Origin of the sequence: Streptomyces aurantiacus (assembly GCF_027107535.1) — a bacterium.
Lineage (GTDB): Bacteria > Actinomycetota > Actinomycetes > Streptomycetales > Streptomycetaceae > Streptomyces.
The window spans coordinates 1,310,705-1,334,916 of sequence record NZ_CP114283.1 but is presented as its reverse complement, the minus strand read 5'-3'; the positions used below and the strand labels follow the sequence as shown (position 1 = coordinate 1,334,916).

The following is a 24,212-nucleotide window of genomic DNA, read 5'->3' as shown; positions in this document are numbered from 1 at the left end:
CGGCCGCGCGCCCGGGGGTGCCGTACGGGGTCCCGGGCCTCATCCGGCCTGCCCGCACCCGCCGGTGGTCCGGCCTTCGCGCACCACCTCGGCGAGAGCGTGCAGCCGGGGCGAGGCGGCGAGTTCCTCCAGGGTGACGGGGCGTCCCTCGCCGTCGGCGACGGGCAGGCGCCAGTTCGGGTACTGGTCCCAGGTGCCCGGCAGGTTCTGCGGCCGGCGGTCGCCGACGGCGTCCGGGAGCCAGACTCCGACGAGGCGGGCGGGAGTGCGCAGCAGGAAGCGGTGCACGGCCTGGATCTCCGCCTCCTCCGACTGTTCCGACACTCCGCCTGCCGCCCCTTGGAGCAGTCCGAGCCGGGCGAGCAGCGCCAGCCACTCCCCCACGTCCGCGGCGGCCTCGGCCCGCTCCTCGTCCACCGGGCGGGTCAGCAGGCCCAGACGGTCGCGGAGTTCGACGTGGTCCCCGGTGAGCCGGGACGCGGTGGGCGGCAGGTCGTGGGTGGTGGCGGTGGCGAGGCAGTCGGTGCGCCATTGTTCGGGGGGCAGCGGCAGCCCCGTGCCGTCCCAGTCGCGTTCGAACCAGAGGACGGAGGTGCCGAGCACCCCGTGCTCGTGGAGGGTCTCCCGCACACCGGGCTCGACGGTGCCGAGGTCCTCCCCGATCACCAGGGCTCCGGCGCGGGAGGCCTCCAGCGCGAGGACGGCGAGCATGGCCTCGGCGTCGTAGCGGACGTACGTGCCCTCGGTGGCCGGGCGCCCCTGCGGCACCCACCAGAGACGGAAGAGGCCCATGACGTGGTCGATACGGAGGGCGCCCGCGTACCGGAAGAGGGCGCGCAGGAGGCGACGGTACGGGGCGTAGCCGGACTCGGCGAGGCGGTCCGGACGCCAGGGCGGCAGCCCCCAGTCCTGGCCCTGGACACTGAACGCGTCCGGGGGCGCGCCGACCGACATGCCGGCCGCGAAGTACTCCTGCTGCGCCCAGGCGTCGGCGCCGCCCGGGTGGACTCCCACAGCGAGGTCGTGCACGAGTCCCACGGTCATGCCGGCGTCGCGGGCGCTGCGCTGGGCGGTGGCGAGCTGGGCGTCCGTCAGCCAGGCGAGCCTGCTGTGGAAGTCGACGCGGTCCATCAACTCGCCGCGGGCGCGGGCCGTTTCGGCCGAGCGGGGGTCGCGCAGCCCCGGCGGCCACCGCTTCCAGTCGGAGCCGTACACCTCCGCGAGCGCGCACCACGTGGCGTGGTCCTCCAGCGCCTCGCCCTCCTCGGCGAGGAAGTCGCAGTAGGCGGCCCGGCGACCGGGCCCGAGCGGCACGTCCCGCACCAGCTCCAGGGCCTCACGCTTCAGTTCCCACACGGCGTCGCGGTCGATCAACGCGCCCTTGTGCAGCACGGATTCGCGCAGCCGGTCGGCCTTCCCCAGGAGCGCCCGGACGCGGTCGCGGTCGCCCTCGTCGGCGTACGCGAACTCGGGGACGTCCTCGACGCGCAGGTAGACGGGGTCGGGGTAGCGGCGCGAGGAGGGGCGGTACGGGGACGGGTCGGTGGGCGCGCCGGGCACGGCCGCGTGCATCGGGTTGACCTGTACGAAGCCGGCGCCGAGCGCACGCCCCGCCCAGGCCGTCAGTTCGGCCAGGTCGCCGAGGTCGCCCATGCCCCAGGAGTGCCGGGAGAGCAGTGAGTAGACCTGCACGAGCAGGCCGTACGTGCGCCCCGGGGGTTCGGGCAGTCTCGTCGGCGCGACGACGAGGTGGGCGCGGGCGGTGCGTCCGTCGGGGGCGGTGGCCTCCAGCTCGTGCACCCCGGGCTCAAGCCCTTCGGCGGAGGCGCGGGTCTCCCCCTGCTCGGTCCGGACGCGCAGGCGGGTCCCCGCGGGCAGCGCGGCGAGGGCGGAGGCGAGCGAGGAGCCGCCGGGGATGCCGCCCGGGGCGACGGAGTCCTGACTGGCGTCGTCGGCGCCGGACACCGGGCCGCCCGCGCCCGGCAGCGAACTGCCGGGCGAGGCGGGCAGGCCGCCCGTCGGGGATACGCCGTCGCCTGCCGTGGCGGCCGAGGAGCGCGTCCCGGCCGAGGGGCCGGGCGTCGGCGGGGTCGCGGGTGCGGACTCGGTCCAGCACACCAGCGTCGGCGGCAGGAGCCGCTCCCGGAGTTCCGCCTCGCGCGCGGCGAGGGAGCCGCGGACGGCGTCCGGCGTCCCGGCGGGCACGCCCAGCGCGGCGAGCGTGGCGACGACCGCCGCGTCCGAGGCCGCGACCGTGCGGTCCGGGGACGGGCTGTAGGACGTGGCGACGCCGTACAGGGCGGCGAGCCGGGAGAGCGGCATCAGACCCCCGACGGGACCAGGCCGGCGGCGGCACCCGTGGAGGTGGGCTCGCTGGTGAGGGGCGCGGCGTCGGCAAGAGGAGGTTCGCTGGTGAGGGGTGCGGCGTCGGGCAGCGGCGGCTCGCTGGTGAGCGGCGCCTCGGCGGCGGCTCCCTCGGCGGTGAAGATGCAGTACTGCGGGTGAGGGTCGGTGTCGGGGAGGTCGGTGTCGGGGAGGGCGGTCTCGTCCGCCGGGCGTTTGGAGAGGGCCGAGAGCAGAAGCTGTGCCGATGCGGCCACGGTGGCCTCCTTGGTAGTCGTACGGGCGGGTCAGGGCAGCCCTACCCAGCAGGCGGGCCCGCAGACGTGACAGCTCCTACAACGTGTGCCTGGTCACATTCTGACCCGGATGGGCGGCATGACCAAGAGCGCCTGCGCGATCACTCGGGGCGACCGGACCCACGGCTCCCGTCACACGGCGGCCTTTTCCCGCGTCACTATTCACTCAGTACATATACTCAGTGCATAATGGCCGTCATGAGCACCCGCCACATCCTGCTGGGGCTGCTCGCCGGAGGGCCGAGCCACGGCTACGACCTCAAGCGACGCCACGACGAACGCTTCCCGCAGGCCCGCCCGCTGGCTTACGGCCAGGTCTACACGACGTTGCAGCGCCTGGTCCGGGACGGTCTGGCCGAGGTCGACGGGACCGACTCGGACGGCGGCCCCGAGCGGACGCTGTACCGGTCCACGGACGAAGGAGCGAAGGAACTCGTCGGCTGGGCGGGCGAGATCACCCCGCCCGCGCCCTTCGTGACGAACGAGATCTTCGCCAAGGTCGTCTGCGCGATCCTCGCCTCGGCCGACCCGGCCGCCTACCTGAGCGCCCAGCGCGCCGCGCACATGGCACGGATGCGGGAGCTCACGGCGGTCAAGACCGCCCCGGGCGGCGACCTGGCGACGGTTCTCTCGGCCGACTACGCCCTCAACCACCTCGACGCCGATCTGCGCTGGATGACCACCACCGCGGCCCGGCTCACCACTTTGACCGCGGAGGTCGATCCGGCATGAGCAGCCCGCCCATGAGCAGTACCCACAGGCCCGTACCGATCCTGGCGGCCCAGGGGCTCGACCGGGCACACGGCAGGACCCGGGCGCTGCGCGGCGCCTCCGTGGAGCTGCGCGCCGGCGAGATCCTCGCCGTCACCGGCGCGAGCGGCAGCGGCAAGTCGACGCTGCTGCACTGCCTGGCCGGGATCGTCCGGCCCGACGGGGGCTCGGTGGTCTATGCCGGGCAGCGCCTGGACCGGCTGCCGGAGCAGCGGCTGAGCGAGCTGCGGCGTACGGAGTTCGGGGTGGTGTTCCAGTTCGGGCAGCTGATACCCGAACTGACCGCGCTCGACAACGTCGCACTGCCGCTGCTGCTCGCCGGAACCACCCGCAAGGACGCCCACGTGCGGGCGGGCGAGTGGCTGGAGCGGTTCGGCGTACGCGGACAGGAGGACCTGCGGCCCGGGGAGATGAGCGGTGGCCAGGCGCAACGGGTGTCGCTGGCGCGGGCGTTGGTGACGGACCCCAAGGTGGTCTTCGCGGACGAGCCCACCGGCGCCCTCGACTCGCTCGCGAGTGAAGGGGTGATGACGGCGCTGGTGCACACGGCCCGGGAGTCCGGCACGGCGGTGCTGCTCGTCACGCACGACTCCCAGGTGGCGGCGTACGCGGACCGCGAGATCGAGCTGCGGGACGGGACCGTCGTGTCGTCCGAGGACGCGGTGGCGTTCGAGGGGGCGCTGTGACCACCTCGCTGCTCGGAGATCTCAGACTCGCCTGGCTGCTGACGCGGGGATCGGACCGGCGGGAGTGGTGGCGGGTCCTGCTCACGGGGGTGGGCGCACTCCTGGCGACCGGGTTCGCGCTCGGGGCAGTGACACTCAGCACCCTCCAGGGGCAGTACACGGTGTCGGTCGGCAACGGCCTGCTGTCCGATCCCGGGACCCGTTCCGGGGTGATCCTCGCGCTGGTACTGCTGCTCGTTCCGGTGCTCGGATTCCTCGGGCAGTGTGCCCGCATCGGGGCCGTGCACCGCGACCGGCGGCTGGCCGCGCTGCGGCTCGCCGGGGCCTCGCCGCGCCAGGTACGGCGGATCGCGGCGCTGGAGGCAGGCCTGGCCTGCCTGGTCGGTTCAGCGGTCGGGACGGTCTTCTTCGTCCTGCTGATGCTGAGCCTGTGGAGCGGACCCACCGCCCTCACCTGGGCCGGAATTGTCCTGGTCGCGGTCGGCGTACCGGCGCTCGGCGCGCTGGTGAGCGCTCTCTCGCTGCGTCGGGTGGTGTCCTCGCCGCTCGGCTGGGTGCGCAGGGTGGGCCGACGCGGCGCCCGGGACGCTCACTCCTGGTGGGAACACTGCTGATCATGGTCCTGGCGCTGCCCGTCTTCGTCAACCCGTACCTGGACATGGGCAGAGGCCGGCCGATCCAGGTCGCCACGGCCCCGCTGCTGGTGTTCGCCCTGGTGCTGGTGACCGGTGTGGGCTCGGTGTGGCTGTCCGGTGCCTCGGCGCGGGTGCTGGGCCGGCGTCTCGCCGCCCGCACCGATGACCCGGCGATGCTGATCGCGGCGGAACGGCTGCGCGACGATCCCTGGGCGGGGGCCCGTACAAACGCGTCCCTGCTCCTGGTGACGGTCGTGGGGACGGGCTTCGCGGGCGTGCGCCAGGTGCTGCTCGACGGTCTGCACGAGTCCCGCGCCCGGGGGTCGCTGGCCACGGACATGTCCTACTACACCACCGGTATCAATCTGACCGGCGCCGCGATCCTGGTCGCCCTGTTGATCACCTTGTCCGGTCTCGCCGTGGGCACCGCCGAGTCCCTGGCCTCCCGGCGCAGGGGGCTCGCCGCGCAGGCCGCGGCCGGGGTGCCGCGGGCGGTGCTCGGCCGGGCGCTGATCCTGGAGACGGCCCTGCCGCTGGCTCCCGCGATGCTGGTGGCGGGCCTGGGAGGCGCGGGGATCTGCGTCTGGTACGCCACGGTCCCCGAGGGCACGCACGCGGTTCCGCTGCTGCCGCTGCTCGTGCCCGTGGCCGTGTACGCGGCCTGCCTGCTCGCCGCGGCCACCTCGCTCCCCCTCCTGGGCCGCTCGGTCCGCCCGGCGGAGCTGCGCTTCGCCTAGCCGCACCCCGGGGACGGCGTGCAAGAGCTCCGGCTCTCCGGGAGGCACGAGGGGACCTCCCGGAGAGCCGGGAAAAACTGGCGGGACCGGCCCGCACAGGGCAAGACGAAGGCCCGGATCGTCAGGCGGAGATGCCGTCGATCCGGGCCATGGCGTCCTCGGCCCCGTACGGCTGCAGGTAGGGCAGCCAACGCGGGTCCCTGTGTCCGGTCCCGATGATGCGCCACGCGAGCCCCGTCGGCGGGGCCGGTTTATGGCGCAGGCGCCAGCCGATCTCGACCAGGTGACGGTCGGCCTTGGTGTGGTTGCAGCGGCGGCAGGACGCCACCACGTTGTCCCAGGCGTGCTGACCCCCGCGGCTGCGCGGGATGACGTGGTCGACGCTGGTTGCGACGCCACCGCAGTACATGCACCGGCCGCCGTCCCGGGCGAACAGCGCCCGGCGGGTCAGCGGAACAGGCCCCCGGTAGGGGACCCGCACGAACCTTTTCAGCCGGACCACGCTGGGCGCGGGGACAGTGACGGTCGCGCTGTGCATGAAGGCGCCGGATTCCTCGAGACAGACAGCCTTGTTCTCGAGGACGAGGACGAGCGCGCGGCGGAGCGGTACGACACCGAGGGGCTCGTACGACGCGTTGAGGACCAGGACATGCGGCACGGATGGCCTCCTTGTACGCCGGCGGCGCGTGGCTCGCGCCGGGACGATCTGTAGTCAGTCTCCCCTCAGGCCGTGTGGAAGCGCCACCATGTCCCGGTAACGGGCTGGGAGTGTTTTCGACCACACATCCTTCATCCCCAGGTGAGCACAGTCTCTCCCTCGAACATTGCAACGATCCACACACGATGCCCCGTTAGTGTGGTGGTTCCGCCCGTCGGCGCCCCACCCGATGTCCCCATGCCGCGGGCGGGCCGCTACGCCTGGAGGTACCTGCCGTGTTCTTGTCCGTCCTGTCGGCCGCCGATCCCACCGAGGAACCGACGTCGCCCACACTCCAGGACGCCCAGGACAGCGCGACGAACGCCGCGAGCTGGGTCGAGCAGAACTGGTCCACATGGCTCAGCATCGGCCTGCGCGTGCTGCTGATCGTGGTCATAGCGGCCGTGTTGAGAGTGGCCATCCGGCGGACCATCACGAAGTTCATCGACCGTATGAACCGTACGGCGCAGGCGGTCGACGGCACGGCCCTCGGGAGCCTCCTGGTCAACGTGGAGCGCCGCCGCCAGCGCTCCCAGGCCATCGGCTCGGTGCTCCGCTCGGTCGCGTCCTTCACCATCATGAGCACGGCCGCGCTGATGATCCTCGGCACGTTCCAGATCAACCTGGCACCGCTGCTGGCCTCCGCCGGTGTGGCGGGTGTGGCGATCGGTTTCGGCGCCCGCAACCTGGTGACCGACTTCCTCTCCGGCGTCTTCATGATCCTGGAGGATCAGTACGGCGTAGGGGACACGGTCGACGCCGGGGTGGCCTCCGGCGAGGTCATCGAGGTGGGCCTCAGGGTCACCAAGCTCCGCGGCGACAACGGCGAGATCTGGTACGTCCGCAACGGCGAGGTCAAGCGCATCGGCAACCTCTCCCAGGGCTGGGCCACGGCAGGCGTCGACGTCACGGTCCGCTCCGACGAGGACCTCGACCGCGTCCGTTCGGTCCTCGCCGAGGTCGGCGAGGCGATGAGCAAGGACGAGCCCTGGAACGAGCGCCTGTGGGGCCCGATTGAGGTCCTCGGCCTCGACAGCGTCCTCCTGGAGTCAATGGTGGTGCGGGTCTCGGCGAAGACCATGCCGGGCAAGGCCCTCTCCGTGGAGCGCGAGCTGCGCTGGCGCATCAAGCAGGCCTTCGACCGGGTGGGCATCCGCATCGTGGGCGGCCTCCCGGTCCCGTCCGACGACGAGGCGGCACCGGACCCGACAGCGGGCATGGCGGCCCCGTCGGCCTACTCCAACTCGGCGTCCCCGCAGTCGCAGACGGCGTCCCCGATAGCGCCGGTCGCACCGGCGGTGCCGTCGAACGTGACCAAGTAGGGGAGAGAGCTTTCTCATACGTGTGGGGCGGCCCCGGGAGCGATCCGGGGCCGCCCCACACGTATGCGTGCCTCCGCACCACACCTGCCGCCCCCGCCCGTCCGCCACTCCCCGCCGCCCTCCGACGCTCGCCGTCCGTGTCACGTGGCCGTCCCGCGCCGCTCCCGTCGCCCGCCGGGCCCTGTGCCGCGGACGCGCCAGGTAACGACTTCGCTTCCCGCCAGTGGCCGGTATTGACGCCTCCCCCACCCCCGGCCTACCTTCCTCCCATCGATAGGAAAGTTTCCTAACAGTGATCCCTCGGTGGACTTCCCGGTAACCACGCTGGGAAGCTGGGCAGCCGAAAGGCAGGTGTCGACACGTCATGGCAGGAACCTCCGGTACGCCGGGCACCCCACGCGTCCTGCGCGCCATGAACGACCGTGCCGCGCTCGACCTCCTGCTGGAGCACGGTCCGCTGTCCCGGACCCGCATCGGCAAGCTGACCGGCCTGTCGAAGCCGACCGCCTCCCAGCTGCTCGCCCGGCTGGAGGCGGCGGGACTCGTCGTCGTCACCGGCACCAGCGAGGGACGGCCCGGCCCCAACGCGCAGCTGTACGCGGTCAACCCGGCCGCCGCGTACGCCGCCGGGCTCGACGTGACGCCCGAGCGGATCCTCGCCGCCGTCGCCGACGTCACCGGACGGACGGTGGGCGAGTACGAACTGCCCACCCCCGGCCGGCGCGCCGCCCACACCGTCGTGCGGCAGGTCACCGACGCCCTTGACGGGGCGGTGAAGGAGGCGGGACTCGCCCGGGCCGACATCCAGCGGCTCGTCATCGGCACCCCCGGCGCCTTCGACCCGAACACGGGCCGGCTGCGCTACGCCTCCCACCTGCCCGGCTGGCACTCCCCCGCCCTGCTCGACGAGCTCGCGGCGGCACTGCCGATGCCCGTCGAGTACGAGAACGACGTCAACCTGGCCGCCGTCGCCGAACAGCGGCTCGGTGCGGCCCGGGGCCACGAGGACTTCGTCCTGCTGTGGAACGAGGGCGGCCTCGGCGCGGCCCTGGTGCTCGGCGGCCGGCTGCACCGCGGCTGGACCGGCGGCGCCGGCGAGGTCGGCTTCCTCCCCGTGCCCGGCGCACCCCTCGTACGGCACGTCACCAAGGCCAACAGCGGTGGCTACCAGGAGCTGGCCGGCTCCCAGGCCATCCCGAAGCTGGCCCGCGAACTCGGTATCCGGCCCGTACCCACGGGGCCGTACTCCGAAGTCGCCGCCGAACTCGTCGGGCAGGCCGCGGACATCAACGCGGGCGCCCACCGGCAGCTGCTGGAGACGTACGCGACGGGGCTCGCCACCGGTCTCGCCTCGCTCGTCTCCGTCCTCGACCCCGAACTCGTCGTCCTCAGCGGCGCCTCGCTCAGCAGGGGCGGCGAACCCCTGCGCGCACTGGTGCAGGCCGAGCTGGAGGAGCTGGCCGCGTCCCGGCCACGCCTCGTCGTCGGCGACGTCCACGAACACCCCGTGCTGCGCGGCGCGCTGGAGAGCGCGCTCGCGGCCACCCGTGACGAGGTCTTCGACACCTCGGCCCACTGAGCCCGTAGCCCGCACTCCCCGACCCCTCGACCCGCGGGCCACGCCCGTACCCGCAGCCCGGCACCCGCGCGTCGAGTAGCTCCACTCCCACACCGTCCAGCCCCGTCCCGTCCTAGGGAGACCCTGCCATGCCCGGAATATCCCGAAAAGCGGCCGCAGCGCTCGCCGCGTCCGCCTCCATCGCCCTGCTCGCCACCGGCTGTACCGGCCAGTCCGACACCGGCGCCACGGACGACCCGAACGCCGAGACCACGATCACGTTCTGGCACGGCTGGAGCGCGCCCGCCGAGGTCAAGGCCGTCCAGGCGAACATCGACCGCTTCGAGAAGGCGCACCCCAACATCAAGGTGAAGGTCGTCGGCAACATCAACGACGACAAGCTCAACCAGGCGTTGCGCGCCGGCGGTTCCAACGGGCCCGACGTGGTGTCGTCGTTCACCACGTCCAACGTCGGCAAGTTCTGTTCGTCCGGCGCCTTCGCCGACCTCGAGCCGTTCATCGAGAAGTCGAAGCTCGACCTCGACAAGATCATCCCGAAGCCGATGCTGGAGTACACCCAGTTCGAGGGCACGCGCTGCGCGATGCCGCTCCTGGGCGACGCGTACGGCCTCTACTACAACAAGGACGCGTTCGAGCAGGCCGGCATCAAGGCTCCGCCGAAGACGTGGTCCGAGTTCGCGAAGGTCGCCGAGAAGCTGACGAAGACCAAGGGCGACTCGTACGAGCAGCTCGGCTTCATGCCCAACTACCACGGCTACGAGACCGTGGTGGACCACTACATGTCCCAGTGGGACCACTCCTACTTCGGCAAGGACGGCAAGTCCGCCATCGCCGAGGACCCGGCCTTCGCCGAGATGTTCACGTACCAGAAGGAGCTCGTCGACGACCTCGGCGGCTTCCAGAAGCTGGAGAAGTACCGCAACACGTTCGGTGACGAGTGGGGCGCCAAGCACCCCTTCCAGACCGGCCAGGTCGCCATGCAGCTCGACGGCGAGTGGCGGCTCGGCATGGCGAAGGACGCGGGCGTGAAGTTCGGCATCGGCACGGCGCCGATGCCCGTCGCCGACGACGAGGTCGACGAGTACGGCAAGGGCTTCCTCTCCGGCACCATCATGGGGATCGCTCCGCAGAGCAAGAAGCAGAACGCGGCCTGGGAACTGATGAAGTACATGACGACCGACACCGGGGCCGTCGTCTCCTTCGCCAACGCCATCCACAACGTGCCGTCCACGTTCGCCGCCCTGAAGTCGCCCGACCTGAAGGTCGACCCGGGCTTCAAGACCTTCCTGGACATCGCGCAGAACCCGCACTCCAACACCCCGCCGGCCTCCGTCAACGGCTCGACCTACCAGACGACGCTGCAGGACTTCGGCTACCAGTACGAGTCCGGCAAGGCGAAGGATCTGAAGGCCGGTCTGAAGAAGACCGCCGACCAGATCGACCGTGACATCGAGCAGGCGAAGTAGCGGCCATGTCCACGCCTTCCGTGGCCACGCTCACGCTGCGTACGAAACGCAGGAAGCAGGCTCTGCGCACGGCCGCCTTCATGTCGCCGTGGCTCATCGGCTTCAGCGTCTTCTTCGCGTACCCGCTGATCTCCACCGTGTACTTCTCGTTCATGAAGTACGACGGCTTCGGTGTCCCGGTCTTCCGGGGGCTGGAGAACTGGAACTACGTCTTCAACGACTACCCGATGTTCTGGCCGGCGCTGCGCAACACCCTGTGGCTGGTGCTCGTCATGGTCACGTTCCGGGTCGTCTTCGGCCTGGGCATCGGCCTGCTGATCACGAAGATCAAGACCGGGGCGGGTGTCTTCCGCACCCTGTTCTACCTGCCCTACCTCGCGCCGCCCGTCGCGGCCACGCTGGCCTTCGTCTTCCTGCTCAACCCGGGGACCGGACCGGTCAACTCGGTGCTCGGCGACCTCGGTCTGCCGACCCCCGGGTGGTTCACGGACGCCACCTGGTCCAAACCCGCCCTCACCATGCTCGCCCTCTGGGGCGTCGGCGACCTGATGGTCATCTTCATGGCCGCGCTGCTCGACGTACCGAAGGAGCAGTACGAGGCCGCCGAGCTGGACGGCACGTCCGCCTGGCAGCGGTTCCGGTTCGTGACGCTGCCGAACATCTCGCCGATCATCATGTTCGCGGTGGTCACCGGCGTGATCCAGACGATGCAGTACTACACGCAGCCGCTGGTCGCGGGAAAGGTCGCCTCCGGGATCATCGGCGGCTCGGGCCAGCAGTTCGAACCGGGATACCCCGACAAGTCGACGCTCACCCTGCCGCAGCTCGTCTACAACCTCGGCTTCCAGCGCTTCGACTACGGCTCCGCGTGCGTGGTCGCGCTGGTGCTGTTCGCCCTGTCCATGGCGTTCACCGCGTTCCTGATGCGGCGCCGGGGCGGTCTCATCCAGGCAGGTGACTGACCCATGACCCAAGTACTCGACAAGCCCGTGGAGTTGGGGGCGCCGCCGGCCACCCCCGCCGAGCGGACCGCCCGCCGCAAGGCCCTCCTGGAGTGGATCGCCGTGCACGCGCTCGGCGTCGCGGCCGCCCTGTTCTTCGTCCTGCCCTTCGTGTTCGTCGTGCTGACCTCACTGATGAGCGACTCCCAGACACTGAGCCGGGACCTGGTCCCGGACACCTGGGAGTGGGGCAACTACACCAAGGTGTTCGACACACCCGGCTTCCTCACCTGGTGGAAGAACACCCTGCTGTACGCGGGCGCCGGCACCGCCCTGACGGTCGCGTCCTCCGTCCCGGTGGCGTACGCGCTCGCCAAGTTCCGCTTCCGCGGCCGGAACCTGTCGCTGATGCTGGTCATCTCGATGATGATGCTGCCGCCCCAGGTCGTCATCATCCCGATGTACCTGTTCTGGGCGAAGCAGCTGGATCTGTCGGGCACGCTGTGGCCGCTGATCATCCCGATGGCGTTCGGCGACGCGTTCTCCATCTTCCTGCTGCGGCAGTTCCTGATGACGATCCCGAACGAGTACATCGACGCGGCGAAGGTCGACGGCTGCGGGGACCTCAGGACCCTGCTGAAGGTCGTGCTGCCGATGGCCAGGCCGGGAATCGCCGCCGTCGCGCTCTTCCAGTTCTTCTACGCCTGGAACGACTACTTCGGGCCGCAGATCTACGCGTCCGAGAATCCCGGCGCCTGGACCCTGAGCTACGGCCTGGAGTCCTTCAAGGGCGCGCACCACACCGACTGGAACCTGACGATGGCCGCGACCGTCCTGGTCATGGCCCCCGTGATCCTCGTGTTCTTCTTCGCGCAGAAGGCGTTCGTCGAGGGCGTCACGCTCACCGGAGTGAAGGGTTGATTTGACGCTCCCCCTCCTGAGGAGAGGGATTCTCACGGCTCGCGCCGTTGAGCTTTCTGTTTCATCGCCGACTGCCCGCCCGGAGAACTCCGTTGAGGTCTTACACCAGCTCCGCAGACTGTCACGGCCCCTCCGGCCGCCAAAAGGTTCTTCGCTGCATTCACGTCCCGGTCATGGACGATTCCGCAGTCGCACGTCCAGGTGCGGACGTTCAGCGGCAGCTTGTCCTGCAGGCTGCCGCAGGTGGAGCACAGCTTGGAAGAGGGGAACCACCGGTCAACGGCGACCACCTCACGCCCGTACCAGCGGGCCTTGTACTCCAGCATGCTCCGGAACTCCGACCACGCCGCATCCGAGATGGCGCGGGCGAGTTTCCTGTTCTTGACCATGTTTCGTACGGTCAGGTCCTCGATCACGAGCGTTTGGTTCTCACGCACGAGACGAGTGGTGATCTTGTGGAGGTTGTCGCGGCGCCGGTCAGCGATCCGGGCGTGGATCTTGGCGACCTCACGCCGGGCCTTGCCCCGGTTCCCCGAACCCTCCGCCTTGTTCGCCAGCTTGCGCTGCGCCTTCGCCAGCCGGGTACGGTCCTTGCGTTCGTGCCTCGGATTGGCGATCTTCTCACCGGTCGAGAGAGTCAGAAGGTGGTCCGGGCCCGCGTCAATGCCGACCGCCGCATCCGTGGCGGCCAGCGGCTTCACGCCGGGGTCCTCACACAGGATCGAGACGAACCAGCGCCCCGCACTGTCCTGCGAGACCGTCACAGTCGAGGGCTGCATTCCCTCGGGGAGCGATCGGGACCAACGGATGTCCAGCGGTTCCCGCATCTTGGCCAGGGTCAGCTGCCCATCCCGGTACCGGAACGCCGAGCTGGTGCACTCAGCCGAGCGACGCGACTTCTTCCGGCACTTGAAGCGCGGGTACTTGCCCCTCCTCTCCCAGAAGATGACGAACGCGCCCTGCAAGTGCCGAAGGCACTGCTGGAGCGGCACCGAGGAGACGTCGGACAGATAGGCCGGTTCCTCGCTCTTCTTCCACGCCGTCAGCATCGCCGAGGTGGCGTTGTAGTTGACCCGCTTCCCCTGCTGCCAGGCCTGCGTACGGGCTTCCAGCGCCAGGTTGTAGACCTTCCGCACGCATCCGAACGTGCGCGACAACTCTGCCGCCTGCGCATCGGTCGGGTAGAAGCGGTACTTGAATGCCCGCTTCACATGGAAAGTCGCCATGCTTCACAAACTAGCGTGGCCACATGTAAAGACCAGACACTGTCGGCCGGAGCAGTGCGATCCGCCCTGACGGCGAATTGCAGCTCATTGCTCTGCTCCGCAAGAGCCCTTTTCCTCTCCGGCGCAATAGCCGGAGTATCTATGGAGGCAACCCGATGAAACTCGCAGTAGTGGGCGGGGGCTCCACCTACACCCCTGAACTCATCGACGGATTCGCGCGGTTGCGGGAGACCCTGCCCATCGAGGAGCTGGTCCTCGTCGACCCGGCGCTCGACCGTCTGGAGCTCGTCGGCGGCCTGGCCCGGCGGATCTTCGCCAAGCAGGGGCACCCGGGGCGCATCACCACGACCGACGACCTCGACGCGGGGGTCGACGGCGCCGACGCCGTGCTGCTCCAGCTCCGCGTGGGCGGCCAGGCGGCCCGCAACCAGGACGAGACGTGGCCGCTGGAGTGTGGTTGCGTCGGCCAGGAGACCACCGGCGCGGGCGGCCTCGCCAAGGCGCTGCGTACGGTCCCGGTGGTGCTCGACATCGCCGAGCGCGTCCGGCGTGCCAACCCGGACGCCTGGATCATCGACTTCACCAATCCCGTCGGCATCGTGACCCGCGCGCTCCTCCAGGCCGGCCACAAGGCGGTCGGACTGTGCAACGTGGCGATCGGGTTCCAGCGGAAGTTCGCCGCGATGCTCGGTGTCGCCGCCGCCGATGTGCACCTGGACCATGTGGGCCTCAACCACCTCACCTGGGAAACCCATGTGCGACTCGGCGGCCCCGAGGGCGAGAACGTGCTGCCGAAGCTGCTCGCCGGACACGGCGACGCCCTCGCCGACGACCTGCGCCTGCCCCGCGGCGTCCTCGACCGCCTGGGCGTCGTCCCGTCCTACTACCTGCGCTACTACTACGCGCACGACGAGGTCGTACGAGAGCTGGGTACGAAGCCGTCGCGGGCCGCGGAAGTCGCGGAGATGGAGCGTGAGTTGCTGACGATGTACGGCGACCCGGCGCTCGACGAGAAGCCGGCGCTGCTGGCGAAGCGGGGCGGGGCGTACTACTCGGAGGCCGCCGTCGACCTCGCCTCGTCCCTGCTGGGCGGGGGCGGGAGCCCGTACCAGGTGGTGAACACGTACAACCGGGGGACGCTGCCGTTCCTGCCCGACGACGCCGTGATCGAGGTCCAGGCGGCGGTCGGGCACCCGGGGGCCGCTCCGCTGCCGGTGGAGCCGGTGGACCCGCTGTTCGCGGGGCTGATGGCGAACGTCACCGCGTACGAGGACCTGGCCCTGGAGGCCGCGCTGCGCGGCGGCCGTGAGCGGGTGTTCCGGGCGCTGCTCGCCCACCCCCTGGTCGGCCAGTACGCGTACGCCGACGCCCTCACCGACCGGCTGATCGCGCACAACCGGGAGCACCTCGCGTGGGCGTGACCGCAAGGGTCCTCGCCGTCGACGCGGGGAACAGCAAGACCGACGTCGCGGTCGTGGCGGCCGACGGGAGCGTGCTCGCCACGGCGCGCGGCGGCGGGTTCCGGCCCCCCGCCGTGGGTGTCCGGCAGGCGGTGGACACCCTCGCCGAGGCCGTCGGCCGGGCCTTCGCCGAGGCGGGCGTCACCGCCGTGGACCATGTCTCCGCGTGCCTCGCCAACGCCGATCTGCCCGTGGAGGAGGAACAGTTGGCCGCCGCTCTGCACGCGCGTGCGTGGGGGGCGACCGTGGAGGTCCGCAACGACACCTTCGCGATCCTGCGCGCCGGGGTCGAGGAACCGCGGGGCGTCGCCGTGGTGTGCGGTGCGGGCATCAACTGCGTGGGCATGCGCCCCGACGGCCGGGTCGCCCGCTTCCCCGCCCTCGGCCGGGTCTCCGGCGACTGGGGCGGGGGCTGGGGCCTCGCCGAGGAGGCCCTGTGGCACGGGGCGCGCGCCGAGGACGGTCGCGGGGGCGCCACCGCGCTGGCCCGTACCCTGCCCGCCCACTTCGGCCTCACCACGATGTACGAGCTGATCGAGGCCCTGCACCTGGAGCACATCGAGGACGTCCGGCGCCATGAGCTGACGCCGGTCCTGTTCGCCACGGCCGCGGACGGCGACCCGGTCGCCCGCGCGCTCGTCGACCGGCTGGCGGACGAGATCGTGAGCATGGCGGTCGTCGCCCTGGCCCGGCTCGACCTGCTGGACGAGGAGGCGCCGGTCCTGCTCGGCGGCGGTGTGCTGGCCGCCCGCCACCCCCAACTCGACGACCGCGTACGGGAGCTGCTGGCCGAGCGGGCCCCCAAGGCCGCGCCCCGGGTCGTCACCGCCCGGCCGGTCCTCGGGTCGGCGCTCCTCGGACTCGACCACGAGGGTGCCCCGGCCCGGGCGCACGCCCGCGTACGGGAGTTTTACGAGGTGGTCTGAGCACGCTGGGAACCGAACAGTTCGGGTTGGCGTATTCATGGGCAGGGGTGGTGCGGGATCTTCGCTGTGCCGTATCCGGGCAAGGTCTGGCTCGTGATCGGAACAAGATCGAGTCAAGGCCTGTGCGGATGTCGGTCCCGGCGGCGATACTTGCGGCCGTGCTCCTCTTCCCGTGCCTCCCGGCGCCGGGAGGAGGTGACCGGCGATGACCATGGGGGAGGTCGAGTGACGTACCAGCAGCAGGGCACGGCGGCGCCACCGGGGATGCCGGCGCCCACGATGCCCGTGGTCCCGCCACAGGCTCCGCCGCCCGGGCCGCAGGGCCGTCCCGGCGCTCCCGAGGTCGCGCCCCCACGCCGTACGGCGTGGGCGGAGGGCGTCGACCAGCTGCGGGCCGCGGCGACCACCGAGCCCGGCCGGCTGCGCATCATCGGCGCGGTGCTGGCCCTCCTCGTCGTCGCGTTCGGGGCGATCACCGCCTGGGAGATGGCGGACCGGTCGGCCGCCGCGGACGACGTGCTGCACAGCAGCCAGCCGCTGAGCGCCGACGCCGCGGACATCTACCGCTCCCTCGCCGACGCCAACACGGCGGCGTCCAGCGGCTTCCTCGCGGGCGGCCAGGAGACGAAGACCTCCCGCGACCGGTACGAGCGGGACATCGACATCGCCGCGGACAAGCTGGTGACCGCGGCCGCCAACTCCGAGCCGGGCTCCGCCTCGGAGAAGACGATCACCAAGCTGAACACGATGCTGCCCGAGTACAAGGGTCTCGTGGAGCGCGCCCGGGCCAACAACCGTCAGGGCTTCCCCCTCGGCGGCGCCTACCTGCGGTACGCCAACGCGAAGATGCAGGTGATGCTCGAGGACGCCGAGCGTCTCTACACGGTGGAGAACCAGCGGCTGCGGTCCGACTACGACGACGCGACGCCGTACCCGTGGATCGCGATCGGCGTCGGCGTCCTGGCCATCGGCGGCCTCGGCTGGGCCCAGCACCGCAACTACCGCCGTACGAACCGGGTGCTGAACCACGGACTGGTCGCCGCCACCGCGGCCTCCACGGTCGTCCTGCTGTGGCTGGTGGTCGGCCACAGTGTCGCCCGGGCCGGGCTGAACGACTCGTACGACAACGCGGTCCGCTCGCTGAACACGCTGAACGACGCCCGGATCGCCTCGCTCAAGGCCCGGGGCAACGAGAACCTCACGCTGGTCGCCCGGGGCGCAGAGACCGTGAAGCTGGGCACGGGCCCGGACGCGGAGGTCGTGGACGCCTTCGACCACGACTTCAAGCTGCAGATGAAGCTCCTCACCACGAAGCTGGCCGCCGCCGAGGGCCTCGCCGACAACAGCGCGGGCACGAAGCCGGTCGAGGCCGCCACGGCCAACATGAAGGTCTGGAAGGAACGGCACACGGAAGCCCGTGAACAGGACAACCTGGGCAACTACCAGGGCGCGCTGGACCGGGTGATCGGCTCCAACGACAAGAAGCCCACGGGCGAGTGCTTCGACAAGGTCGACCTGGCACTCGACGACGCGATCAAGCACGAGCAGGCCGAGTTCAAGCAGGCGGCCGGGGACGGCCGGGGCGCGATGAACGGCCTCGTGGTGGGCGCCGCGGTGCTCGCCGTACTGGCCGCCGCCGGCGCGCTGCTCGGCATCGGACGCAGGCTGTCGGAGTACCGGTGAGAGGGGGCACGGCGATGAACACACAGCGTTTGCGGACCAGTCCGAGGGGCTGGGGCGGAGTGGCGGCGATGGCGGTCGTCTGCGCCCTCGCGGCGGTGTTCGCCCTTCTGCTGCCGGTGTCCCAGACCCGCGGGGAAGGCACCACGGACGCCGACGGCCGGGGTGTGGCCCAGGCCTCGCAGACCAGGGCCGAGGACTGCAAGAACCCCCAGGACCAGAGTCCGGCGCCGGACTCCGGCCCGCAGGACGGGGCAACGATCCAACGGATCAAGGACGCCGGTCACCTGACCGTCGGCGTCGACCAGAACAGCTACCGCTGGGGCTACCGCGACCCGAACAACACGTCGGGCGGCGCCCAGTTGGAGGGCTTCGACATCGACCTGGCGCAGGCGATCGCGGACGAGATCGTCGGCAAGAAGAAGGACAACGTCCGCTTCAAGGCCATCCCGACCAACGAGCGCATCCCGGCGATCCAGGACGGGAAGGTCGACATGGTGGTGCGCACCATGACGATCAACTGTGACCGGCTGGATCAGGTGGCCTTCTCGTCGCCCTACTTCGAGACCGGCCAGCAGGTGCTCGCACCGAAGAAGTCGGACATCAAGGGATACGACGACACGCTCGCGGACAAGCGGATCTGCTCGGCGTCGGGCTCGATCGCCCTCGACAAGCTGGAAGCGGACAAGGCGAGCGGTGTCATCCCCAAGTCCGCCGACATCGGCGTCACCGTGCCGAACCAGCTCGACTGCCTGGTGAGGCTGCAGCTCGGTGAGGTGGACGCCGTGGTCACCGACGGCGCGCTCGCCGCCAGTCAGGCCGCGCAGGACCCCACGGTCGAGCTCAAGGGCAAGCCGCTCACGGACGAGTACTACGGAGTGGCGATGAACTTGAAGGCTCCCGATCTGGTGCGCCGGGTCAACCAGATCCTGGTGGACTACCGCAAGGACGGCTGGCAGAAGTCGTACGACACCTGGCTCGCCGGAACGCTCGGCGGGAGCGACGGGCCTCCTCCGGTCCAGTACAAGTAGGCGACACCGGCACAGCGCACACGGCGGCAGTGACAGCGACAGGGCAAGTACCAAGAAGCGAGGGGTGATCGATGGGCGTCACGGGACCCTCCGGGCCGGTACTGGACCGGGACGAGGTGGACCGTGCGCTGGCGCGGCTCGGCGCGGAGCACGAGGCCATCGAGACCTCGCTCCTCGCCCTTCAGGACCACGCGGGCCGCAGACTCCTCGAAGGCGCCGAGCTCACGGGCACCACGGACGACCGCTGGCAGACCGCCGAAGCGTCGATCACCCTGCTGTGGGCGTACTTCGACGCCTACGCGGACGCGCTGCGCACCGCGCGGGGGATCCGCTCCCGCAGACGCTGGTCGAGCCGCGAGGACCTGGTGGAACTGACGGAGCTGCTGCGCGGCGAGAGCGTCACGGTGGCCGGCAGCACCTCCGCCACGGCGGCCGCCCCCACGATGGCGGGCACGGGCAAGCTCAGCGAGCGCTTCACCCTCGCCGAACTCGTGGACCGGATGAACGAGTTGTACGCGTCGTCGCTGGACATGGTCGTCGCGGCCGACGCCGTGTGGTCGGCGCTGCCCGCCCGGATAGACCTGCTGGCCGCGGAGCTGCAGCGCACCCGGCGTCTCGCGCACTCCGTGGGCGTACGGCCCGGCGAGCACCCGTCGGGCGACGACCTGGAGCGGATCACGCGCACGCTGACGTCCCTGCGTGAGCAGGTGGTGTCCGATCCGCTGGCCTTCTGGGTGCCCGCGCAGGGCAGTTCGGCGCCGGGCGGCGGCCGGCCCGACACCACGCGCTACGACCGTCAGGCGCGCGCCCTGGAAGAGGTGCGCCGCGAGATCGACGCCGTGCTCACGGTGCGGCAGGACGCGGAGGCGCGGCTGGTGCGGCTGCGGGACGTGCTGAGCCGCGCGGACCGCACGCTGGCCGAGGCGAGGAATGCGCGCGGCGAGGTACTGGCGAAGATCGCCGCGTCCGAGGTGCCCGCGGTGAGCGGCCCGCCGACCGCCCTGCAGGAGCAGCTGGCGGCGGCCTCCGAGTACCGCAGGCACGCGCAGTGGCACCGCCTCTCGCCGCTCCTGGAGTCGCTGGAGGAGAAGGCCGAGGACGAACTGCTGCGCGCCCGCGAGTCGTTGACCGCGGTCACCGCGCCGCTCGCGGTCCGCGCGGAGCTGCGCGGCCGTCTCGACGCGTACAAGGCGAAGGTCGCGCGGCACGGCTTCGCCGAGGACCCGCTGCTCGTGGAGCGGTACGACGCGGCACGCCGCATGCTGTGGAGCGCGCCCTGCGACCTGCGTGTGGCGGAACAGGCGGTGCTGCGCTACCAGCAGGCGGCCGCCGAACTGCTGGTGCCCAGGATCCCGGGCCACGGCGGACCACAGGACCGGAGGGGGGAGTCATGAGTCAGTCGAACGAAACTCGGCAGAGTCAGCACAAGCAGTGCCAGCGGCCCGGCTGCACGGGCTCGTACGAGGACATGGGTGGCGGCGAGCTGTACTGCGACACCTGCGGCCTGGCACCGGTCGTCTCGTCCGGGGGGCCCTCCTCCGGGGGAGGCATGGTGGGGTCGCCGGCGACCGGGATCACGGGGGGCGGCAAGGGCTCACGCGGCTCCGCCAGCGGCAGTTCGCGCGCCAGCTCCCGGGCGTCGTCCCGCTCCTCGTCGCGGTCGGCCCAGTCCCGGCGTTCGGTCTCGGGCCGTCTGTCGCGGTCCGTCTCGGGCCGCTCGACGGGCCGTTCGGTGTCGGTGCGCAGTTCCGGTTCGGCGGCCGGGTCCTCCAGCCGCGGCCGGCTCGGCGTGGGCCTCGTGCAGGTCCCGGGCGTGCCGCGGCCCGACCCGCGCGCGATGGTCCAGGAGAACCCCGAGGTTCCCGAGCGGAAGCGGTTCTGCTCGCGCTCCGACTGCGGGGCCTCGGTGGGGCGTTCGCGTGGTGAGCGTTCCGGCCGCACGGAGGGCTTCTGCACCAAGTGCGGTCACCCGTACTCGTTCGTGCCGAAGCTGCAGTCCGGTGACATCGTGCACGGCCAGTACGAGGTCGTGGGCTGCCTCGCGCACGGCGGACTCGGCTGGGTCTATCTGGCTGTCGACCGGGCCGTGTCCGACCGCTGGGTGGTTCTCAAGGGCCTCCTCGACACGGGCGACCAGGACGCCATGGCCGCCGCGATCTCCGAGCGCCGCTTCCTCGCCGAGATCGAGCACGCGAACATCGTGCGGATCTACAACTTCGTGGAGCACCTCGATCAGCGCACCGGCTCCCTCGACGGCTACATCGTCATGGAGTACGTCGGTGGCAAGTCCCTCAAGGAGATCGCCAACGGCCGCCGCAACGCCGCCGGGAAGCGTGACCCGCTGCCGGTGGAGCAGGCCTGCGCGTACGGCATCGAGGCGCTTGAGGCGCTCGGCCACCTGCACAGCCGCAACCTCCTGTACTGCGACTTCAAGGTCGACAACGCGATCCAGACCGAGGACCAGCTCAAGCTCATCGACATGGGCGCCGTGCGCAGGATGGACGACGACGAGTCGGCCATCTACGGCACGGTCGGCTACCAGTCCCCGGAGGTCGCCGAGGTGGGCCCGTCGGTCGCCTCCGACCTCTACACGGTGGCCCGCACCCTGGCGGTGCTGACCTTCGACTTCCAGGGCTACACGAACGTGTTCGTGGACTCCCTGCCCGACCCCGACCACATCGAGGTCTTCCGCACCTACGAGTCCTTCTACCGGCTGCTCGTGCGGGCCACCGACCCCGACCCGGCCCGCCGGTTCGCCTCCGCGCAGGAGATGGCCGAGCAGCTGACGGGTGTGCTGCGCGAGGTGGTCTCCGTGCAGACGGGCCGGGCGCGGCCCGCGCTGTCCACGCTGTTCGGTCCCGAACTGAAGGTCACGGACACGGAGTTGTTCGGCAGGCTGGACGGGGACGTGTCGCGGCTGGGGGTACGGGTCGTGCCCGTACGGGAGAAGAGAGGCGCGCAGGCGCTGACGGCCGGGGCGAACGGTTCACGGGCCCTCGCGCCCGCTGCGGCCTCCCTCGTCAAGCCGCTGAACACCGCGGCCGCCGCGCTCGCCCTCCCGGTCCCCCACGTCGATCCCGCCGATCCGAACGCCGGGTTCCTGGCCGGGCTCATGGCGTCCGCGCCCACGGAGCTGATCACCGCGCTGCACGCGGCGCCCACCGGCTCCCTGGAGCTGCGGCTGCGCGAGCTGCGGGCCCGACTGGAGATGGGCGAGTTCCAGCCCGCGACCAGGACGCTCGAGGCCCTGGAGACGGACCATCCCGACGACTGGCGGGTGGTCTGGTACCGGGGCGTGGCGGCGCTGGCCACCGGCGACCACGAGGTCGCGGCGGTGTCCTTCGACGCGGTCTACGACGCGTTCCCGGGCGAGCCCGCGCCGAAGCTGGCCCTCGGCCTGTGCGCGGAGGTCCTCGGCCAGCTGGACAACGCCGCCGAGTACTACCGGCTGGTGTGGACGACCGACCCGAGCTATGTGAGCGCCGCGTTCGGCCTGGCCCGTGTCCAGCTCGCGGCGGGCGACCGCCGGGGGGCCGTACGGACGCTGGAGTCGGTGCCGGAGGCCTCGATCCACTACACGGCCGCGCGGGTCGCCGCCGTCCGGGCGCGGCTGAGGCAGCGCCTGGCCGAGCCGGCCCCATTGGTCCCGCCCGCCCCAGGAGCTCCCGGCCCGGCGGCGCACGGGCAGGGGCCACCGGGTGCCGGGGGTCCGGACGCGCCGTTCCTCGACGACCTGACCTCGGCCGCGGCCCAGGTCGAGGCCCTGGACGGGTACGGCCTGGACGCGGTGCGCCGCGAGCAGTTGTCCACAGAGGTCCTTGGTTGCGCCCTGGACTGGGTACTCTCCGGTATCCAGGGTTCCGTACCGCCGAGTGCCGGTGCGCGGACCGTACTGCTCGGCAGTGACCTGGACGAGCGGGGTCTGCGCTTCGGTCTGGAGCGCTCGTACCGGACACTGGCCCGGCTCGCCCAGGGTGGCGAGGAGAGGATCGAACTGGTGGAGCGCGCCAACCGCTACCGCCCCCGGACGTGGGTGTAATTCATGTCGCAGATGCCCCAATTGGCCGCCTGCCCCAGCTGTGAGGAACCGCTGGAGTCGGGAGACCGTTTCTGCGGTGCGTGCGGGTACGACCTGTCGGCCGTACCAGCGCCGCCGGACGACAACCCCACGATCGCGATGAACGGCTCGGCGCCACAGCCTCCCCCGGCCGTCGCCTCCGTGGACTGGCCGGTCGCACCCGAGCCGGCCGGTTCGGACACACCGGCCGCCATGGTCCTGCCGACGGATCTGGAGGGACGCGAGTCGGGCGGCTCCGACAGCCCGGGCGTGCGCTTCGACCGGCCGACCCAGCCGTCCGCCGCGGCACCGGCACCGGCACCGGCACCGGCACCACCGCATGCCCAACCGCCCTCCCAGCCTTCGGCGCACGGGCCGGCCCAGGCGCCGGCGGAACCGGACGAGTACCCGCTCGCCGCTCCCCTGCCTCCCGAGGCGCCGCCCGCGGATCCGCGGGCGGCCGACGTAGCGACGGCGGGCGCCGGCCTGAAGGTCTGCGTGGCCTGCCGCGCGGGCCAGGTCGACCGGGACGGCTACTGCGAGAACTGCGGGCACGCCCAGCCGCGCGAACGCGACCACATGGAGCAGGAACTGGACGCGATCGCCGCGGTCAGCGACCGCGGTCTGCGCCACCACCGCAACGAGGACGCGTTCACCGTCTCCTCGACCGCGCTGTCCGACGGCTCGCCCGCGGTCGTCGCGATCGTGTGCGACGGTGTGTCCTCGGCGACCCGCCCGGACGAGGCCTCCCTGGCCGCCTCCCGCGCGGCCAACGAGTCGCTCCTGGGGGCCCTGCCCCGCGGCACCCACCCGCAGCAGGCCATGCACGAGGCGATCCTCGCGGCCGCGGACGCGGTCAACTCCCTGGCGGACCCCGCCCCTGCGGCCCAGGAGCACCAGCCGCATGTGAACGCTCCGGCGTGCACCCTCGTCGGCGCGATCGTCACCCCCAGCCTGCTGATCATCGGCTGGGTCGGCGACAGCCGCGCCTACTGGGTGCCCGTGGACCGGACGTCGCCGCCGGCCAGGCTCACCGAGGACGACTCCTGGGCGGCCCAGATGGTCGCCGCGGGCCTGATGAGCGAGGCCGAGGCGTACGCGGACCAGCGCGCCCACGCCATCACGGGCTGGCTCGGCGCGGACGCCTACGAACTGGAGCCGCACACCGCTTCCTTCAAGCCGGACCGGCCCGGTGTAGTGGTGGTGTGCACCGACGGGCTGTGGAACTACGCGGAGGCGGCCGAGGAAATGGCCGAGGTCATCCCGCCCGACGCCGCGGACCGGCCACTGCACAGCGCGCAGGTCCTGGTGGGCCACGCGCTGGACGGCGGGGGCCACGACAACGTAACAGTGGCCGTCGTGCCGTTCCCGGCCCCGCCGCAGGGGGCAGGATCGGCCTGAGGCCGAAGCGGTACGAAACGGCATCGGCCTCGGCACG

The 24,212-nt window shown here is 71.5% G+C and carries 18 protein-coding genes and 1 pseudogene; 15 read left to right on the top strand and 4 right to left on the bottom strand.

Annotated elements, in window-relative coordinates:
* Window positions 1–39: 39 nt before the first annotated feature.
* A complete protein-coding gene (malQ, locus tag O1Q96_RS07610; protein WP_269247421.1) occupies window positions 40–2,322 on the bottom strand; it encodes a 4-alpha-glucanotransferase in 2,283 nt (760 codons plus the stop codon).
* Window positions 2,322–2,600 carry a hypothetical protein gene (locus O1Q96_RS07605; protein ID WP_269247420.1) on the bottom strand — a complete coding sequence of 93 codons (279 nt, stop codon included), beginning with the start codon at window positions 2,598–2,600 and terminating at the stop codon, window positions 2,322–2,324. The genes malQ and O1Q96_RS07605 overlap by 1 nt, the downstream gene beginning before the upstream one ends.
* Before the next feature lie 237 nt (window positions 2,601–2,837).
* On the opposite strand from O1Q96_RS07605, the gene O1Q96_RS07600 reads away from it, so the two are divergent.
* The 3 genes and pseudogenes from O1Q96_RS07600 to O1Q96_RS07590 all read left to right on the top strand — a co-directional run bounded on the left by O1Q96_RS07600 (window position 2,838) and on the right by O1Q96_RS07590 (window position 5,468).
* Window positions 2,838–3,371 carry a PadR family transcriptional regulator gene (locus tag O1Q96_RS07600; RefSeq protein ID WP_269247419.1) on the top strand — a complete coding sequence of 178 codons (534 nt, stop codon included), beginning with the start codon at window positions 2,838–2,840 and terminating at the stop codon, window positions 3,369–3,371.
* A gap of 11 nt (window positions 3,372–3,382) precedes the next feature.
* Window positions 3,383–4,096, top strand: coding sequence for an ABC transporter ATP-binding protein (locus O1Q96_RS07595; protein ID WP_269247418.1), 714 nt, complete (start codon window positions 3,383–3,385; stop codon window positions 4,094–4,096).
* Between the two features lie 8 nt (window positions 4,097–4,104).
* Window positions 4,105–5,468: pseudogene (locus tag O1Q96_RS07590) on the top strand (FtsX-like permease family protein).
* A gap of 121 nt (window positions 5,469–5,589) precedes the next feature.
* On the opposite strand, the gene O1Q96_RS07585 reads toward O1Q96_RS07590, so the two are convergent.
* The gene (locus O1Q96_RS07585; RefSeq protein ID WP_217453575.1) at window positions 5,590–6,126 is read right to left on the bottom strand and encodes an HNH endonuclease; all 537 of its coding nucleotides are present in this window, start codon (window positions 6,124–6,126) and stop codon (window positions 5,590–5,592) included.
* Between the two features lie 275 nt (window positions 6,127–6,401).
* On the opposite strand from O1Q96_RS07585, the gene O1Q96_RS07580 reads away from it, so the two are divergent.
* The 5 genes from O1Q96_RS07580 to O1Q96_RS07560 all read left to right on the top strand — a co-directional run bounded on the left by O1Q96_RS07580 (window position 6,402) and on the right by O1Q96_RS07560 (window position 12,394).
* A complete protein-coding gene (locus O1Q96_RS07580) occupies window positions 6,402–7,487 on the top strand; it encodes a mechanosensitive ion channel family protein (RefSeq protein ID WP_269247417.1) in 1,086 nt (361 codons plus the stop codon).
* A gap of 364 nt (window positions 7,488–7,851) precedes the next feature.
* Window positions 7,852–9,066: an ROK family transcriptional regulator gene (locus O1Q96_RS07575; RefSeq protein WP_269247416.1), complete on the top strand. Its 1,215-nt coding sequence runs from the start codon at window positions 7,852–7,854 to the stop codon at window positions 9,064–9,066.
* Window positions 9,067–9,194: 128 nt separating this feature from the next.
* On the top strand, window positions 9,195–10,532 hold the full coding sequence (locus O1Q96_RS07570; protein ID WP_269247415.1) for an ABC transporter substrate-binding protein: 1,338 nt from the start codon (window positions 9,195–9,197) through the stop codon (window positions 10,530–10,532).
* 20 nt (window positions 10,533–10,552) lie between these two features.
* The gene (locus tag O1Q96_RS07565) at window positions 10,553–11,494 is read left to right on the top strand and encodes a carbohydrate ABC transporter permease (protein ID WP_269253524.1); all 942 of its coding nucleotides are present in this window, start codon (window positions 10,553–10,555) and stop codon (window positions 11,492–11,494) included.
* A gap of 3 nt (window positions 11,495–11,497) precedes the next feature.
* Complete coding sequence (locus O1Q96_RS07560) at window positions 11,498–12,394, top strand: carbohydrate ABC transporter permease (protein ID WP_269247414.1); 897 nt, start codon at window positions 11,498–11,500, stop codon at window positions 12,392–12,394.
* Between the two features lie 32 nt (window positions 12,395–12,426).
* On the opposite strand, the gene O1Q96_RS07555 is transcribed toward O1Q96_RS07560, so the two are convergent.
* Entirely contained in the window at window positions 12,427–13,620 is a 1,194-nt protein-coding gene (locus tag O1Q96_RS07555) for an RNA-guided endonuclease InsQ/TnpB family protein (protein ID WP_269247413.1), read from the bottom strand.
* A gap of 155 nt (window positions 13,621–13,775) precedes the next feature.
* Here O1Q96_RS07555 and O1Q96_RS07550 point away from each other — a divergent pair, with 155 nt between their 5' ends.
* The 7 genes from O1Q96_RS07550 to O1Q96_RS07520 all read left to right on the top strand — a co-directional run bounded on the left by O1Q96_RS07550 (window position 13,776) and on the right by O1Q96_RS07520 (window position 24,175).
* Entirely contained in the window at window positions 13,776–15,041 is a 1,266-nt protein-coding gene (locus O1Q96_RS07550; protein ID WP_269247412.1) for a 6-phospho-beta-glucosidase, read from the top strand.
* Window positions 15,032–16,006 carry an N-acetylglucosamine kinase gene (locus O1Q96_RS07545; RefSeq protein WP_217453568.1) on the top strand — a complete coding sequence of 325 codons (975 nt, stop codon included), beginning with the start codon at window positions 15,032–15,034 and terminating at the stop codon, window positions 16,004–16,006. The genes O1Q96_RS07550 and O1Q96_RS07545 overlap by 10 nt, the downstream gene beginning before the upstream one ends.
* A gap of 225 nt (window positions 16,007–16,231) precedes the next feature.
* Window positions 16,232–17,689: a hypothetical protein gene (locus O1Q96_RS07540; protein WP_269247411.1), complete on the top strand. Its 1,458-nt coding sequence runs from the start codon at window positions 16,232–16,234 to the stop codon at window positions 17,687–17,689.
* Window positions 17,690–17,703: 14 nt separating this feature from the next.
* Window positions 17,704–18,717 carry a glutamate ABC transporter substrate-binding protein gene (locus tag O1Q96_RS07535; RefSeq protein ID WP_269247410.1) on the top strand — a complete coding sequence of 338 codons (1,014 nt, stop codon included), beginning with the start codon at window positions 17,704–17,706 and terminating at the stop codon, window positions 18,715–18,717.
* A gap of 71 nt (window positions 18,718–18,788) precedes the next feature.
* Window positions 18,789–20,111, top strand: a complete 1,323-nt coding sequence (locus tag O1Q96_RS07530; protein WP_269247409.1) for a coiled-coil domain-containing protein — start codon at window positions 18,789–18,791, stop codon at window positions 20,109–20,111.
* Complete coding sequence (locus tag O1Q96_RS07525; RefSeq protein WP_269247408.1) at window positions 20,108–22,756, top strand: serine/threonine-protein kinase; 2,649 nt, start codon at window positions 20,108–20,110, stop codon at window positions 22,754–22,756. The genes O1Q96_RS07530 and O1Q96_RS07525 overlap by 4 nt, the downstream gene beginning before the upstream one ends.
* Before the next feature lie 3 nt (window positions 22,757–22,759).
* A complete protein-coding gene (locus O1Q96_RS07520) occupies window positions 22,760–24,175 on the top strand; it encodes a PP2C family protein-serine/threonine phosphatase (RefSeq protein WP_269247407.1) in 1,416 nt (471 codons plus the stop codon).
* Window positions 24,176–24,212: the final 37 nt, after the last annotated feature.